Here is a 15,738-nt window from a genome sequence, read left to right as displayed (position 1 = left end):
GACCCGCTTCGACAGCTCTTCCGCCGTCTCTTTGCGCTCGCTGTAGCGGTCGACGAGATACGTGGCACGGTCTCTCGTGAGCAACGTGAACTTGACCAACTCTTCCATCACATCAACGACGCGGTCGTAATACGGTGACGGCTTCATGCGGCCCGCCGCGTCGAACTCTTGGAATGCCTTGGCGACAGACGACTGATTGGGGATCGTCAGCATCCTCATCCAGCGCCCGAGAATGCGCATTTGGTTGACGGCATTGTACGACTGAGAGCCGCCGCACACTTGCATAACGGCCAGAGTCTTGCCTTGGGTCGGACGCACACCGCCAACGGATAATGGTATCCAGTCGATTTGGGATTTCAGGACGCCGCTCATTGCGCCATGACGCTCCGGTGACGACCAAACCTGCCCCTCGGACCACGCGGCCAAGCCGCGAAGCTCTTGTACCTTTGCGTCGGTCACGGGCATGCCATCGGGCAGCGGAAGGCCGCGCGGGTCGAATATGCGCGTTTCGGCGCCGAATGCTTCGAGCAAGCTTGCGGCTTCTTCTGCAAGGAACCGGCTGAAGGACCTTTCGCGCAGGGAGCCGTATAGCAGGAGGATGCGTGGCTTGTGCGTCGAGGGCTGAGCGACTCCGAGTTGTTCGGCAGCGGGCGCCTTGAAGTGTTTCGGCAAAACGTTCGGGAGCCCGATGAGCGCATCTTTCATGCCTTGCCGGACCTCGAGATGCCGACGACAACCTCTCCGTCTTCTTTGGTGAAGGTCCCGATAGCGGGGTTCGGCAGGATGTCGAGCACCGCCTCGGAAGGCCGGCACAACCTCACACCCAATGGCGTCACGACGATCGGTCGATTGATCAGCAGCGGATGTAAAGCCATCAAGTCAACGAGTTGATCTTCGGTCGCTGTCGCCGCGTCGAGCTTCAAGTCGTGGTACGGTGGCACATTCTTGCGCAGCAGCTCGCGCGCCGACATACCCATCGCGTGAAGCAGTTCAAAGAGGCGATCGCGGGTAGGCGGCGTCTCCAGGTATTCGATGATCTCCGGCTCCTCGCCGCTGGCGCGGATCATCGCCAACGTGTTGCGCGACGTCCCGCAGCTCGGATTGTGATAGATTGTGATGGTCATTGCGTTTACTCCGCCGTTGACGGCACTGAAATCAGGGAACCGTCCATGGTTTCCGAATGAGATAGCAGCCAGCGCGATAATAGCAGTGCGCAAAACGCGCCGCCAAGTTGCGCGACAACGAATGGCATAACATCTGCAAAGCGTATCCCCGCGAACGTGTCGGAGAAAGCCCTTGCCAGCGTGACGGCGGGATTAGCGAAGGACGTCGAAGCTGTAAACCAATAGGCGGCGATGATGTAGAGCCCGACCGACATGGCCAGGGCAGCGGGCTTCGCTCTGAGAGTTACGAGGATCGTCAGGACCAGTCCAAACGTCGCTATGTATTCGGCAAACCACTGCGCGGGGCCACTGCGGACCTTCGCCGAGAGCTGAAGCAGCGGCAGATCAAACATCAGATGCGCGGCCAACACGCCCGCGATGCCGCCTGCCAGCTGCGCGAGGATGTAACCCAATGCAAGTCGCGGTGTGATCTCGTGTTTAAGCCAGAAAACGCCCGTCACCGCCGGATTGAAATGGGCACCGGAGATTGGGCTGAACATCGTGATCAGTACGACAAGCATGGCTCCAGTCGGCAACGTGTTTCCCAACAAGGCGAGCGCCTCGTTGCCGCCCGACAGCCTTGCGCCCATGATGCCGGAACCGATGACGGTCGCCAACAGGAACGCCGACCCTAAAAACTCGGAGCCGACACGTTGGCCGGGCGAAAAGCATGCGCACATCGCTTACGCTTTCTCTCGGGTTCGTGTGGCGCGGGCGTTCTTGATGACGGTGCCGCATAGCTCGGGTTTGCCCCGGCAGCAGTCTTCGGTGAGATAGGTCAGCAGTTGACGCATGCCCTCGACGCGCACCGCGTAGCGCACGAAGCGGCCATCGCGCGTGGACGTGACGAGCCCCGCGTGATCGAGTTCCTTCAGGTGAAATGACATGCCCGTCGGGCTGATGCCAACGTGCTGCGCGATCTCGCCGGCTGGAACGCCGGACGGACCGGCACGAACGAGCAACCGGAAAATCCGAAGCCGGTGCTGGTGAGCGAGGGCCGCGAGGGCGGAGACGATCTGAGCTTCATCCACATTACTACTATTCAAGAATTATTGTAGTATGCAAGCGGTATTTTTGAACAAACGGTAAAATCGAAAAACGAAGTGGCTGGCGACTCACCTTCGCGGACGTGCCGCCATGCTCAAAGACCTGTTTTCCGCTTGAGCATGTCGACGCGGCCTGCGTGATAGGCCGGTGATGGCCGATCTACTGCTTCGTTTGATCTAGTTGCGGCGCGCCGTTCGGGTTCCTCGTCTCGGGCATCGCGAAGGCGAAGGTGACAAAGGCGAGAAGGCCGATGCACGCCAGCGTCAGCAGGGACGTCGCCGTCCCGAAGCGATCGGCGATGATGCCGGCCGCCGCCGTACTGATGGTCCCGCCGATGCCCATCGCGATTCCGACGAAGCCTAGGGCGAGGTTAAAGTTGCCGGTGTGGCGCGTAATATCGGCGACGCAACCGGACACGAGAACGCCGAGCGCGGCCGCCGACAGGCCGTCCAACACCTGGATCGCGACCAAAATCGTCGGGTCCGAGCTTGACGCCAGCAGCGCCGCTCGAACCGGTAGTGCGCCAAAGCCAACGAGCAGGAGAGGGCGGCGGCCACGTTGGTCGGCGTATCGTCCAACCCACGGCGAAACAAACGCGACCACGAGCTGCGGGACGATAATGAAAAGTGCGACGAGTTCGGTCGCGTTGTCGGCCGATCGCAACGTGATGACGTTCGCCACGAGCGGCAGAATGGCAGCGTTGGATAGATGAAAGAGACACACGGTGGCGGCCAGGATCAACAGCGTCCTGTTGGTCGCCAGTTCCTTCAATGCTTCAGCGAAGTGGTACTCGGGGCGCGGCTCCTCCGGTTCAAGTTCTTCGCGGTGGAACTCTTTCTCGGAAATCAGCCGTAATGCCAGCATTGCCGGAATGGCCATCGCGGCCGTTACGAAGAATACAGCGCGGCTCGAGAAATAGTGGCCGAATGCGCCCATGACGGCTGCCGCGATCAGACTGCCGCTCGACGAAAAGCGGGCGTTGCGACCGAGCCTTTCTCCGATGAGGCGATAACCTACGAGTTCCAGACTGATCGCCGCGAGCGCCGGTCCGACGATGGCGCTGCCGGCGGAATGGAGTACTTGCGAAAGGAGAACAGCAGAAAACTGCGGCGCCACGGCGATCCAAAGCGCGCTCATGCCGATGGCGAACATCGAAAGGCCGGCGAGCAGGCGCTCGCGCTTCAACGCGTCGACCAGCGCTCCGCCCGGCAATTGTCCCAGGAGCGCGACGATGCTGCCCGCGGTTAGTACAAAGCCGATATCGGCGTTGTTCCACTTTTCCGTTGTCAGATAGACGGCAAGGAATGGACCGAAACCTGTCTGGACATCTGCGAGAAAAAACGCAAACCAGTCGACGCCGACTTGGCTCCTTTTCGACGCGACCGGTACGGCAGGCTCTGATGGCACTTTCAAGCCCGCCAAAATTTATGTCATTGAAGAAAGGCGGCGCATCACGATCTTCATTTGCCGGCCGGTGGATGCGCAGCGGCTGCGGGCGGCGACGGTTGAGCCGGCGTCGGACCGACGATTACGATCGGCTCGCCTCCGCGATATTCGGGCGTCACGCGCAATTCATCTCGCGTCATGTTGAGAGCGATTGCACCAGACGAAAAGCGCAAGGCCGACCATGCCACGGCAACTTTGCGCGTGCCTACTCCCAAAAATCCGCCGAAGTCGATTACGGCAGCCCGGACATCGCCGGAATGTCCGACCAGGATATCGGTTACCGGTCCGAGTTTTTCTCCCGAGGCGCTGGTCACAACCTTACCCAGCAAACTTTCCACCTTGTTGTCGTCGACGACGACTGCGGGCGTTCCTTCCGACGAGGGTTCTCCATCTCCTGTCTTTTTCGTAGCAGTGGCAGCCCGATCCGGGGGCGACACGTCGTGAGTATGCTCGGCTTGAGCGATGCACGGGCTCGTCATTCCGATAATCAATAGACTAAAATAAACTACGCGCATTGTTCGCATGGTTGATCCCGTTGCACTTTGCGAAAGATCGGCCCGATGATGCGTGATCGAACGCCAGCTTCGCGACGAAAGTTTTCGCGGACTAGCTCAAGACACACCCCGACAAACTACCAACCAAATCCGAAGCGTTGGGTTCCGTGTAAATTTGCAGGGTCTAAAATCGCTGCCGGCCTGTCATAGTTCGGGGAGGACCAGGTCAACGGGCGGAGCCACGGGCCAACCGGCGTCGGCGTACTTAACGAACCAAGCGCTGAAGCAGTGGGGCACGGCTCTGATCTGGCTCTGGATCGCCTCGGGCGCCGACCAGCTGAACCCGTCGCATTCGCTGGGATCGGGAGCTACAGCGCCATCGTAGACGCCTCGGAAAAGATGCACGAGTTCATGCTCCACCAATCCGTCGCCGAGTTCGGCGCGATAGGTAAACGTGCCGATCGGCTCAAGCGGGCATGATATGCCCATCTCTTCTCCGAGCCGGCGCATTGCTGCCTCGCGCGATTGTTCGCCGGGCCGGGGATGGCCGCAGCACGAGTTGGTCCACAGACCTCCCGAATGATACTTGTTGATCTGCCGCCGTTGCAGCAGCAGGCGGCCTCGGCCGTCCCAGATCATGACCGAGAATGCGCGGTGCAAGTGACCGCGCTGGTGCGCCTTGAGCTTCTCCTCCGTGCCGATTTCGTGATCGTCGGCATCGACGAGGATGACGTCTTCGTGGGTCATCAAGTAATTAGTTCCCTCCACAGGTCCCCAGGTGTCATCAGCATAGCATAGGGTTTTTACGAGTCTCGCCCCGGAATTTCCGCCGTTCCGTCCTTTGCGTCAGCGGCGGTAAAAACTCATTATCCGCATGAAATTGGCGTGAATTTCGTCGGCGGGACGGTCAAAAACATCGAGCGGTATGCGTATGACGTTTTTGGCGGCCATCGACCACGGCAGCCGCATCAGGAACCGGTAGATCGGCCGCTTCCGCCAGTTAGCCAGCAGCGCCCGCTCGAGTGGCTCCTGGAGCGTGATGCGAAGCTCGTTGTTTGCCGCGCCGCGCAAATTGATCGCGACCAAGTCGATCTGCTTAATCGCTCGCCACGAGATGATGCCGAGACCCTCAACAAAAATTCCGTACTGGCCAGCCCCAAGCCGCGGCCGACCCGTTTCGAGTAGCGGATAGTTGTAATAAGCAAAGCCTAAGGCGCAGAGCGCCAAGCCAAACAAGAACACATTGTCGAAGGCGATGGCGGCGGCGGTAAATCCGGCACCGATCAATGCCACGACATAGACCGGGAACTGTATCTCGTCACGCTCATAGGCCAGCGTATAGCCATTGAAATGGTTTTGGCTCACTGGCGACGTGCTCTGCGTGTTCGAGGCTGATCAGCGCTTAGATCAAGTTCTGTGCCACCCGGAAGATCATCGGTAAGGGCCTGACGAGCTTTACGCAATTCGACAGGACGGAAACATACAAGGAGTAGAAACCGCCGGGATTGCTCAAGACATAGACCGCCGCCGCGCCGGTTGCCAATATAAGAGGCAGTGAAATGCGGCTGCCGGTAGCGGCGCTTTCGCGGTTAGACGGCTCTTTGTCGCCTCGTGCCTATCGTGACGCGATTTGCGCAACCCCCGTGACACTTGTGCTACCTGCCGCCGCTACGATTCGCGCTAAACATGCATCCTAGACGGTTATTATAGACGACAGCACGGAACCGGCGCTCAAACGCCAACTGCTCATCATCGGCTAGCAAGAAGCTTCAATGCGTGGCTTGTTAAATCTGCTGGTAGGAATTGCGTTCTTGGTGCGCAGTCTGCTGCCTGTCGGCTTCATGCTTGCTGTGCCGCCCGATCCCGCAGCCGCTGTCGAGATCGTCATTTGCACGGGTCACGGGCCACAGAGTCTGACCTTTGATGATGCGGGCGTTCCGGTGCAACCAAAAGCGCCGATGGACGGGAAAAATATCTGCCCCTACGCAACCGCCGGTGCCGTTACCGTCGATCATGACGCGTCGCATCTGCTCGCCCATACCGTTCGCTACGCGGCCGTTTCATACAGAATCACGGCCGAAATTTTCCGCGCGACGCCGAAGCCTGGCGCCCAATCGGCACGCGGTCCCCCGACAACCCTGATCTGAAAAGCCTTTGCGCTTCGGCGCGAGCATTACCGACTCGGACATTATGCGTCCGCTCGGTGATCGTCACACATCATCAGATCTGTTGGGATATTCCGAAATGCGTTTGCATTCGAGTCGTCATGCGACGGTGTTTCGCCTTAGGCGCGCGTACTCCTGCGGCCGCCGCGCCGCCTCCGCATCTTTCATCGCCGCCTTGTCGCTTGCTGCTCTGGAGAGCGCCCGCGCCCAGGATGCAGCCACGGAGAATGCCATAACGCTGCCCGATGTCACCGTTCAGCAAGCGCCTATCCAGAATGCACAGTCCAAACCGGCGGAGAAGCCGAACGAGAAAGCCAAGGCGAAATCAAAGACCGTAGCCAATATGCCGTCGAAACCACCGGCGGCAGTGCCGGCCGTCCCAGCGTCCGCGAACGCCAGCACATCGACGGGGTTGGTGGCCGGCGGAGATGCTCCGCCGGCGGCCGGGAATCCGGGTGCGCCGTCGTCGGCGGTCGCTGCGGTACCCGGTGCGTCGAATGCCGGTGCGCAAACGGCGACCGCGATCGACATGAAGCGATTTGCCGAGACGCCCGTGTTCTCCGTCGCGGATATTCTTCGCGAGAGTCCCGGTGTTTCGATCAAGCAAGGCAACGGTCCGCGCGACCTCGGCATTTCCATTCGTGGCTCGAATGCCCGCAATGGCTTCGGCATACGCAATATCGTTATTCTGGAAGATGGTTTTCCGGTCACGCAGCCCGACGGGTTATCGCGCAGCGACCTGATCGACCCGCACGCTTATTCTAGCATCGATGTGTGGCGAGGTCCGTCGTCGGCGCTGTTCGGGAACTATGCGACCGGAGGCGCCCTCAACTTCCGCACGCGGCCAGGTGGCGAAATCAACGGCGTCGAATATGGCGTCGACGTCGGCAGCTTCAACTATTTGAACAATTACGTGAGCGCCGGCACGAAAACCGGGAACTTCGAAGGGTCGGTCTTCATCAGTGATGTGCGCGGCGATGGCTACTACGGCTACAGTTCCTTCGACACGCAGACGATCAACATGCTGCTCACCTATCGGCCGACCACGTCCGATACGATCACGGTCAAGGCGATCGATAACGAACTCGATACGGAGCTGCCGTTTCGCATGTCGCTCAATCAGTTCAAGCAGAATCCGTTTCAGAAGGGTTGCAAGACCGCGGCCGGCTCGGCGCCCGGCTGCGTAACGAGCAGATTTTCGGCAACCGGCAATACCAGCGCAACCAGCACCGATGCGGTCGCGCAGACCGCCGAGCAAGCCGGCGCCAATCGCGATGATCGTCGAACGATTGGCGGCATTCGCTGGGAGCACTCCTTCGATGCGGCGACAACCGGGCAAGTGCAGATCGTCGTCGATGACCGCAACATCAATCAGCCGACGGGTACTACGAGCGCCATCGGCGATTACCTCTCCTACAATATCAGCACCGGCATCAGTCATCGTTCGGCGTTCGCCGGACTTCCGACGCTCGCCTATCTCGGAGCTTTCTGGAATTATCTTCCTGTCGATGGGCTAACCTACAACGTCGCTCCTGGCGGGAATGCCAAGCTCGGATTGCTGCAGTCTGAAACGATCGGCTCGACGATGAACTTCGGTGCCCGCGCGCGCCAGGAAGTTCAGCTCACCAATACGGTTGCCGTCGTGGGCGGTGCGACGGTCGAGCGAACGTCGCTCGATGGTTCGCAGCGCAGCTTCAAGTATACAACGGACGGGACGACATCGAGCGACGTGACGGTGTCGGCCGACCGCGATATCACGAATGTCGCGCCGGAGCTGGGTGTGGTCTACACGCCAAGTCGCGATTGGCAGTTTCATGCCCGCGTCGGAACAGGCTACGGCACGCCGCAATTCACGAACCTGTTCGTGACGCCAGAGGGGCAGCCGGGAAACAATACCGACCTCAAGGCGCAGACCAACGTCGGCTATGATGTCGGGGTCGATTGGACGCCGGTTCGCGGCGTCATGCTCAGCCTCACCGGGTTCTACGAGTTCTTCGAGAACGAACTCGTCTCGCAGTCGCCGGGCGTCGGTTTGCCGAACTTCACGTTCAACGCGCCGGCCTCGGAGCATCGCGGCATCGAAGCAGCGATTGACATCGCGCTGGGTGCGGGATTTCGGCTGACGGGGGCGTATATCTATAACAACCAAATCTACACGGACTACACCGAGCAGCTGCCCAACAATGCGGTCCCGCCAGTTCCGCAGTTTCTCTCTTTCGACCGCGCCGGAAATAAGATTCCCGGTGTTTCACCGAATGAGCTGACGGCGCGCCTCAGCTACGACGCGCAGGATGGAACTTACAAAGGCTGGGGAGCTTATGCTGAATATCAGTGGCACGACGGCTTTTACATGGAAAACGCCAATCTGCTCGAAGCGCCGGGCTACGACACCGTCGATCTCAACGTGCACTACGCTACCGAGTTCAGCGGCGGGCCGGTGCGATCGTTGATGGTCTATTTCGAAATACGGAATCTCCTCGACGAGACTTACATAGCCTCGGCAAACAACATCACGAACACGGTCGGCGCGACGCCGGCAACACTCGCGAATGCCTCCGGCTCGATCTATTCCGGCGCTCCCCGAACTTACTATGCCGGCATGAAAGTGAGATTTTGATATCATGCGTACACAACTCATGGGCGCGCTGCTGGCGATACCGGCGCTAACCTGCGGAACCCGTGCAGCGCTGTCCCACGACGCACAGCACATGCATCATCATGCGCCGCCGCCCGCAGCGTGTCAGACGACGGCGCTGGCCTGCGCCAGCGTCGCAACGCCTGCCTTTGCACCTGACGGCAAGCTTTGGCTGACGTGGGTTGCGGGCGGCCGCGTCTCGGTCGCGAGTTCAACTGATCACGGCAAAACGTTTTCCCAACCGACGACACTGGCGGCGACGGCATTGTCTCTCGACGATGGTCCGGACGCTCGCCCGAAGATCGTCGCTGGTTCCGGCGGGCGTCTGGTCCTCACGTATGCGACGCGTGATCAAAAATATAACGGGCACGCTTTCATCGTCCGGTCGACGGACGATGGCAAAACCTTCTCCGCTCCGCAGGCGATGACGAACGGTTCGCCGAGCCAGCGCTTTGAAGCTGTGGCGCTCGATCCCGACGGCCGCGTCTTCGCCGCCTGGATTGATAAACGTAACGTGGCGGCCGCGAAGGCCGAGCACAAACCCTATGCTGGCGCGGCGCTGGCGTTCGCCTGGGACGATCGGCCCGGCGGTACGCTCGAAGCAGCGACGATCGCGCGCGACAACACGTGCGAATGCTGCCGCATTGCCGTCGCCTTTGCCGGTCCCGGCAAACCGGTCGTCCTTTTCCGCAATATCTTCGACGGTGGCATCCGCGATCACGCTGTCATAACTTTTTCCGGGGCGACGCCTGGACCGCTCTATCGCGTCAGTGACGACGACGCCAAAATCGACGTCTGTCCGCATCAGGGTCCGAGCCTCGCCATCGGCAAGGATGGCACCTATCACGCGACGTGGTTCGCGCTGGGCCGGAAGCTCAAAGGTCTCTACTATGCGCACTCCGAGGATGGCGGTAAGACGTTCTCGGTGCCGATGAAGCTTGGCGATGCGAATTCGCAAACATCGCGACCCTACGTTCTAGCCGAAGGTGACACGGTCTATCTCGCCTACAAGTCGTTCGACGGCGTCAAGACGAGCATAGAGCTGATGACGTCACGAGATTCCGGCAAGACCTGGAGCAAGCCGAGCGCCATTGCTACGACGCAAGACGCATCCGATCATCCACTGCTGATCGCCAATCAAACGACGGCCTATTTGTCTTGGCTGACATTGAAGGAAGGCTTCCGGCTCATCGCGTTGGAGCCGCAGTCATGAGATTTTCGACATTCGCCACCGCCGCGATTGGCGCGGTGCTGTTGGCGCTAACGCCGGGTGCATCCATCGCCAAAGACGCGGTGCGTCCGTTCGACAGCGGGAGCTGGCAAGAGGTAACCGGCGCGCACAAGGGGCAGCCCGTCATCGTGCACTTCTGGGCGTTCAGCTGCGGCAACTGCATGGTCGAGTTGAAGGACTGGGGACAGTTCGCAAGCGAGCATCCCGGCACCACTATCGTGCTCGTCAACTGGGATCACCATGCAGCCGAACCCGATCGCATTGCCGCTTCGCTCGCGAAGGCCGGACTTGGCGGGGTTCAAAGCTTGGCGTTGTCCAACGGCTTTGAAGAGAAATTGCGTTTTGCCGTCGATCCCAAGTGGATGGGTGAGTTGCCCTATACGCGACTCATTGCCAACGATGGCTCGGCGACGGCGTTCTCGGGTTCAGCAGATTTCGAGAAACTCAAGGATTGGCTGGCTAAGAACAAGCGGCAATAAGATCAGCGCCCAGTTGATGGGGCTGGCCGCGATCGTCGCCGAACGCGTTCCAGCGGCAAGGCGGAACGTCTTGCGGCTGGTCGCACGCGGTCCCGGTTCGACGTAAAGAAAAGGCTGCTGAAGCCGATCTCCGCACGCCTTTTTTAGCGACGTCTCCCAGTGTTCATGGATCGCATCCAGTGCGCCGTCCGGAGAATATAATTTGCAAAGGCGTTCATTACGCTCGCGAATACGCGATCTGTGCGCCCAGCGACGACCCATTATCCGACAGGCGTTGGCGCTCATCCAGTTAGGCAGCGCCTTTTCCAGGCGCTCTATCATCGGGGCAAATCGGGTTGCTTTGTCGCGCACGCGAACAGGAAGGTGAATGAGCGCCGACCGGTCCGACAACTGGCGGATAAGCTGCTTTCTGGGCGTGCGGACGATGACGACGTAGATCTTTTCGGCTGCCGCCAGCATGTTCTGAAGTGCCGCGTCGTCCTCGACCGAATAAAGCGGGGGCACGGCACTCGCCCGGTTTTCCCAGAATGTTTCAGTGATTTCATAATGCAAAATCTGGCCGCGAGCCTTTCGCGCAGGATCGGCTGATACGTTACGGAGCCGGCGGCTCTTTGGGCTCGATGCTCGGCACCAAGTTGCGATATCTTCAGGCAGCGCTGAAAGGATTTCAGGTGCTGCACTACCGCGGGAAAGCTCATTGATGAGGGTGGACTTGCCGCAGCCGGAAACGCCCGCGACTATAAGAAGATGCTTAAGGCTGTAGTCGAACGGAATTTTGTCCGGCATACCGCGTTACTCGCTCGCAATGGTCAGAATGGCCCGAGGTGGTAGCGAGGCCGAAGTCAGCCCTATTCATAAACAAAAACCGGCATTTTAAAGTTCCTGAAGCCTTTTATCGGCGCATCGGGAACTTATCCCGCTATGGCTCCGGTTCGAGACGACACTTCCGGCTGCATTTTTTTTAAAGACCGTTGTCGGTCTAGCACTTACTCATACGTCCTTAAGAATGATGCGCGAGGGGACGGGCATGCAGTACGCGATACTTTGTTACCATTCTGAGGACGTCGTCTGCTCCTGGTCTAAGGAGGAGGACGACGCCGTCATGGCCAAGCTGCAGGTCGTGCAGGAGCCTCTCGTCAAAGCCGGAAAACTCGGGCCAATCGCCCGCCTGATGCCGACGACGGCTGCGACGACGCTCAGAAAAGCTACTGATCCACCGCTCGTCATCGACGGGCCGTTTGCCGAAACCAAGGAACAGCTGCTCGGCTTCTATATTGCCGAAGCACAATCGCTCGACGAAGTTCTGCAGATTGCGCGGGATCTCGGCCGGGCCAATCCGGGAGGAAGCTACGAGATACGGCCGATCGCCTATTTCCAGTCCAAGTCGGGCGGTGGGTGATGGACGTCGGCGATATCGAAAGACTGCTGATGGCAGCGCGGCCGCAGGCGGTGGCGGCGCTGTTACGGAACTTTCGTGATCTCGACACGGCCGAGGAGGCGTTTCAAGAAGCGTGCCTCAGGGCGTTGAAGACATGGCCCGGCAATGGGCCCCCGCGAGATCCGGCAGCATGGCTTATTTTCGTCGGCCGCAACGTCGCGCTCGACGCGTTGCGCCGGAAGCGCCGGGAAGATGTTCTTCCGTCCGAAGATCTCTTGTCGAACCTCGACGATGCCGAAGGCGAAATAGTTCAGCACCTCGATGCGGCGCATTACCGGGATGATATTTTGCGCTTGCTGTTCGTTTGCTGCGATCCGGTGCTGCCATCAAACCAGCAGATCGCGCTGGCGCTTCGTATCGTCTCCGGACTGAGCGTGAAAGAAATCGCACGCGCCTTTCTCGTTGGCGAAGCGGCGATGGAGCAGCGCATTACGCGCGCCAAACGCAAGATCGCCGAGTCGCAAGTTCCCTTCGAGGCTCCCGGCGCCGTCGAGCGCGCCGAACGCTTGGCGGCCGTCGCGACGGTGATCTACCTCATTTTCAACGAGGGCTATTCGGCGAGCGGCGGTACGGCTCACGTCCGAGCTTCCCTGTGCGAGGAAGCCATACGGCTGGCGCGGCTTCTGCTGCGGCTCTTTCCAAGCGAACCTGAGATCATGGGGCTGACGGCACTGCTTCTGCTGCAGCACGCCCGCCAGGCGGCGCGGCTCGATGCCAGCGGCGCCATCGTCGTGCTCGAGGATCAGGACCGAAGTCTATGGAATGCGGCGATGATCGCCGAGGGCCTGACGCTCATCGATAAGGCGATGCGGCATCGGCGGCCTGGTGTCTACCAGGTGCAGGCAGCGATTGCGGCGCTGCACGCTCAGGCAAAGCGCCCTGAAGATACGGACTGGGCGCAAATCGACCGCCTCTATGAAGCGCTCGAGCGGCTGCAGCCGTCACCAGTTGTGACGCTCAATAGGGCTGTCGCGGTCGGCAAGACCCAAGGGCCGGCCGCGGCGCTCGCGATGATCGAGCCGCTCGCCGCGCAACTGTCGGGCTACTTCTACTTCCATGGAGTTAAAGGCGCTTTCCTGATGCAGCTCGGCCGTGATGCGGAGGCGCGCGTCGCCTTCGACCAGGCCATTACGCGAGCCAATACGGCCGCGGAAGCGTCTCATATTCGCGCCCAGATTGATCGTTTGATCAAAGATAGCGAACGTGGCGGTATCGCCACGGCACGGTCTTAAAAAAATCTTTGCGCCGCTGTCGGATTACCGTCGCTGCCTACGTCCTTGGGTCATCGACGCGAATAAAAGGCAACTGACAAGCAAGGAGACGTCTCATGGCTACAGCGCAGAAGCATGCGTCCGCACCCGCCGCAGAAGAGAAGCCCGCCGTTCTCGGTGGCGTCGTTCCTTATCTTAGCGTCAGCGATGCCAGCGCCGCCGCCGATTTCTACGTGCGGGCGTTCGGGGCGCGGGAAGTTTTTCGCTATCCGCCGGACGAGCAAGGCCGAACGATGCACATCCATTTGTATGTGAACGGCGGCTCGCTGATGCTGAGCGATCCGTTCCCAGAGCACGGTTGCGGGCTCAAAGAGCCGCAAGGCTATAGCCTTATCATGCGGGTCGATGATGTCGACGCAGCATTCGAGCGTGCGGTCGATGCGGGCGCGACCGTGATGATGCCGGTGCAGAAAATGTTCTGGGGTGATCGCTACGGACAGCTCCGCGATCCGTTTGGCGTCATCTGGGCGATGAGCACCCCCGACGAGACAGCCTGACGTGAAGCGAAGTTTGCGCGGCGGGCGCGGCTTCGCCATTCCGTTCAGTCGCGCCGCGATGTCGGCCTTCCCGCTTCTTAATCGTCATTAGAGCAGAGCCGGGCAAAATCGCGCCCGCGCACATTGTCAGGAGATACAAATGAAAGTCATGGTTTTTGTTAAAGCATCCAAGGCTTCCGAAGCCGGAGTCATGCCGAGCACGGAGCTGCTGACCGCAATGGGAAAATTCAATGAAGAGCTTGTAAAGGCCGGCATCATGTTGGCGGGCGAGGGGCTGCAGCCGACTTCGAAGGCGGCGCGCGTAAGGTTCTCGGGAAAGAAGCGCGACGTGATAGACGGACCTTTCACGGAGACGAAAGAGTTGATTGCGGGTTTCTGGCTTTGGAAAGTCAATTCGCTGCAGGAAGCGATCGACTGGGTGAAGCGTTGCCCCAACCCTCACGATGAGGAAACGGAAGTTGAGATCCGTCCGGTTTTCGAGGCCGAAGACTTTGGCGAAGCGCTGACGCCGGAATTGCGCGAGCAGGAAGATAAATTACGCGCGACCGTCGCCAGCAGACATTAATAGCCTGGCAGACACATTTTTGGCGCAACGCCGCGAGCCCGAATTCCCTCCGGTGTATCGGCTTTGCGGCAACACCCGGCGCACAGCAAGCCCTTCCAGCGCCGGCTCCCCTATACTTCGCGCGGCCCAATGGCCATTCTTTGGGCCGTCGCATCCGCGCCCGTTTCGGCGTAATATTGCGTACACGCGCCAAGCGACCATCCCTGTGCATTGGGAGCAGGGATTTTGTAGTTTCGGCATCGCGTTTACGGGACGGCGCATTGTTCAGCGCCGTTCGCGGGCCGGGGGAGGGGGAATATGGCTACCATTATCACCGTCCACGGCACGTTCGCACACTCGAACGCGCCCGATGCGCCTGCAGGATCAGCAGCCGATCCGCAATGGTGGGAAATACCGAGCACCTTCGAGCATGACCTGCGCGAACTCGTCGATGCGCGGGAAGGCCAGCTCGAGGTCAAGCCATTCATGTGGGGCGGCGACAACAGCGAGGTCGAACGACGTCTGGCCGGCTTGCGGCTCAGCAAGGAATTGCGAGAGCTGGAAGCGAGGAACGAGCCCTATTGCGTCATCGGTCACAGTCACGGCGGCTCTGTCGTTTCGACGGCGTTGCTGTCGAGCGCCGCGCGCAAGCAGCCGCTGCAAAACCTCAAGCGGTGGATCACCGTCGGCACGCCGTTCGTCAATTTCAGGAAAGAGCTTTGGCTGCTCACGCGGCTCAGCCTCATACGCAAGGTGATCTTCGTTGCATCGATGATGCTGCTGCTGATGTTCCTGGTCTATCTTTTTTCGACGAGTCTCAGCGGCGAGCGAATGCTGTTTGGAGGAACCTTCCCGCGCATTCTCGTCGTGACCGCCGTCATGACGAGTCTTCCCGCCATCTTTTTTTATCTCGTTCTCCACTATCTCGATAACCGAAGCCTGCTTCTCTATCACCGCAGGATCACGCGCCGCGCTCGCGAGAAGTTCGGCGCGCGTTGGCTTTCCCTCGCCCATCCCGACGACGAGGCGATCCAGGGCTTAGGATACCTGCCGGAAGCCAAGCTTGCCTTCTTCGACAAATCTTTTGCGGTTTCGGCCATCACGCTGATTTCCGTCATCACGGTGCCGCTGCTGTACTTTTTCGTTCTGTTGTCACCTCCAACGATGGTCAGCCTGGCAGAATGGCTGAAGACGGAAATTTATGATTCAAATTCGAAGCCGGAAGCTGAAGCGGCTTTGAATGCTTTACGTGATCAACTCGTCGCCGCGCGCAAAAGCGATGAAGAACCAGCGGCCACTCAAGGCGCCGGTGGCGCGGCGCAACCGGC

At 59.9% G+C, this 15,738-nt stretch carries 17 protein-coding genes and 1 pseudogene; 9 read left to right on the top strand and 9 right to left on the bottom strand.

Annotation, left to right across the window (positions count from 1 at the left end; all coding sequences use genetic code 11):
* The 8 genes from arsH to VN623_RS03305 all read right to left on the bottom strand — a co-directional run.
* Positions 1-705: arsenical resistance protein ArsH (gene arsH, locus VN623_RS03340; protein WP_325568110.1), on the bottom strand; the 705-nt coding region annotated here is incomplete at its 3' end.
* Positions 702-1,124: an arsenate reductase (glutaredoxin) gene (gene arsC / locus VN623_RS03335; RefSeq protein ID WP_325568108.1), complete on the bottom strand. Its 423-nt coding sequence runs from the start codon at positions 1,122-1,124 to the stop codon at positions 702-704. The genes arsH and arsC, both read right to left, overlap by 4 nt.
* Positions 1,125-1,129: 5 nt before the next feature.
* Positions 1,130-1,843 (bottom strand): MIP/aquaporin family protein, encoded by a 714-nt coding sequence (locus VN623_RS03330; protein ID WP_325568106.1) that lies wholly within the window; start codon positions 1,841-1,843, stop codon positions 1,130-1,132.
* A 3-nt stretch (positions 1,844-1,846) separates the two neighbouring features.
* A complete protein-coding gene (locus VN623_RS03325) occupies positions 1,847-2,194 on the bottom strand; it encodes a metalloregulator ArsR/SmtB family transcription factor (protein ID WP_325568103.1) in 348 nt (115 codons plus the stop codon).
* A gap of 175 nt (positions 2,195-2,369) precedes the next feature.
* Positions 2,370-3,617: an MFS transporter gene (locus VN623_RS03320; RefSeq protein ID WP_325568101.1), complete on the bottom strand. Its 1,248-nt coding sequence runs from the start codon at positions 3,615-3,617 to the stop codon at positions 2,370-2,372.
* A gap of 53 nt (positions 3,618-3,670) precedes the next feature.
* Entirely contained in the window at positions 3,671-4,135 is a 465-nt protein-coding gene (locus VN623_RS03315; protein WP_325568099.1) for a PRC-barrel domain-containing protein, read from the bottom strand.
* 219 nt (positions 4,136-4,354) lie between these two features.
* A complete protein-coding gene (gene idi, locus VN623_RS03310; RefSeq protein WP_325568098.1) occupies positions 4,355-4,897 on the bottom strand; it encodes an isopentenyl-diphosphate Delta-isomerase in 543 nt (180 codons plus the stop codon).
* 99 nt (positions 4,898-4,996) lie between these two features.
* Complete coding sequence (locus VN623_RS03305; RefSeq protein ID WP_325568097.1) at positions 4,997-5,515, bottom strand: hypothetical protein; 519 nt, start codon at positions 5,513-5,515, stop codon at positions 4,997-4,999.
* Positions 5,516-5,922: 407 nt separating this feature from the next.
* Between VN623_RS03305 and VN623_RS03300 the strand changes: the two genes are divergently transcribed.
* The 4 genes from VN623_RS03300 to VN623_RS03285 all read left to right on the top strand — a co-directional run bounded on the left by VN623_RS03300 (position 5,923) and on the right by VN623_RS03285 (position 10,660).
* Positions 5,923-6,297 carry a hypothetical protein gene (locus VN623_RS03300; RefSeq protein ID WP_325568095.1) on the top strand — a complete coding sequence of 125 codons (375 nt, stop codon included), beginning with the start codon at positions 5,923-5,925 and terminating at the stop codon, positions 6,295-6,297.
* Positions 6,298-6,394: 97 nt separating this feature from the next.
* On the top strand, positions 6,395-8,932 hold the full coding sequence (locus tag VN623_RS03295; protein ID WP_325568093.1) for a TonB-dependent receptor family protein: 2,538 nt from the start codon (positions 6,395-6,397) through the stop codon (positions 8,930-8,932).
* Between the two features lie 4 nt (positions 8,933-8,936).
* Positions 8,937-10,163 carry a sialidase family protein gene (locus VN623_RS03290; RefSeq protein ID WP_325568091.1) on the top strand — a complete coding sequence of 409 codons (1,227 nt, stop codon included), beginning with the start codon at positions 8,937-8,939 and terminating at the stop codon, positions 10,161-10,163.
* Positions 10,160-10,660 (top strand): hypothetical protein, encoded by a 501-nt coding sequence (locus tag VN623_RS03285; RefSeq protein WP_325568089.1) that lies wholly within the window; start codon positions 10,160-10,162, stop codon positions 10,658-10,660. Before VN623_RS03290 ends, VN623_RS03285 begins: the two co-directional genes overlap by 4 nt.
* On the opposite strand, the gene VN623_RS03280 is transcribed toward VN623_RS03285, so the two are convergent.
* The gene (locus VN623_RS03280; protein ID WP_325568088.1) at positions 10,607-11,446 is read right to left on the bottom strand and encodes a hypothetical protein; all 840 of its coding nucleotides are present in this window, start codon (positions 11,444-11,446) and stop codon (positions 10,607-10,609) included. The genes VN623_RS03285 and VN623_RS03280 overlap by 54 nt on opposite strands.
* 241 nt (positions 11,447-11,687) lie before the next feature.
* Between VN623_RS03280 and VN623_RS03275 the strand changes: the two genes are divergently transcribed.
* The 5 genes and pseudogenes from VN623_RS03275 to VN623_RS03255 all read left to right on the top strand — a co-directional run.
* A complete protein-coding gene (locus tag VN623_RS03275; RefSeq protein ID WP_325568085.1) occupies positions 11,688-12,059 on the top strand; it encodes a YciI family protein in 372 nt (123 codons plus the stop codon).
* The gene (locus VN623_RS03270; RefSeq protein ID WP_325568083.1) at positions 12,059-13,330 is read left to right on the top strand and encodes an RNA polymerase sigma factor; all 1,272 of its coding nucleotides are present in this window, start codon (positions 12,059-12,061) and stop codon (positions 13,328-13,330) included. The genes VN623_RS03275 and VN623_RS03270 overlap by 1 nt, the downstream gene beginning before the upstream one ends.
* A gap of 95 nt (positions 13,331-13,425) precedes the next feature.
* Entirely contained in the window at positions 13,426-13,866 is a 441-nt protein-coding gene (locus VN623_RS03265; RefSeq protein WP_325568081.1) for a glyoxalase/bleomycin resistance/extradiol dioxygenase family protein, read from the top strand.
* A gap of 139 nt (positions 13,867-14,005) precedes the next feature.
* Entirely contained in the window at positions 14,006-14,431 is a 426-nt protein-coding gene (locus VN623_RS03260; RefSeq protein ID WP_325568079.1) for a YciI family protein, read from the top strand.
* A 297-nt stretch (positions 14,432-14,728) separates the two neighbouring features.
* Positions 14,729-15,738 (top strand): annotated as a pseudogene (locus tag VN623_RS03255) (hypothetical protein); the annotation flags it as partial.

Source organism: Hyphomicrobium sp. (assembly GCF_035572195.1).
GTDB lineage: Bacteria > Pseudomonadota > Alphaproteobacteria > Rhizobiales > Hyphomicrobiaceae > Hyphomicrobium_B.
Note: the sequence above shows the minus strand (reverse complement) of the source record. Positions and strands in the feature narration are given on the sequence as shown.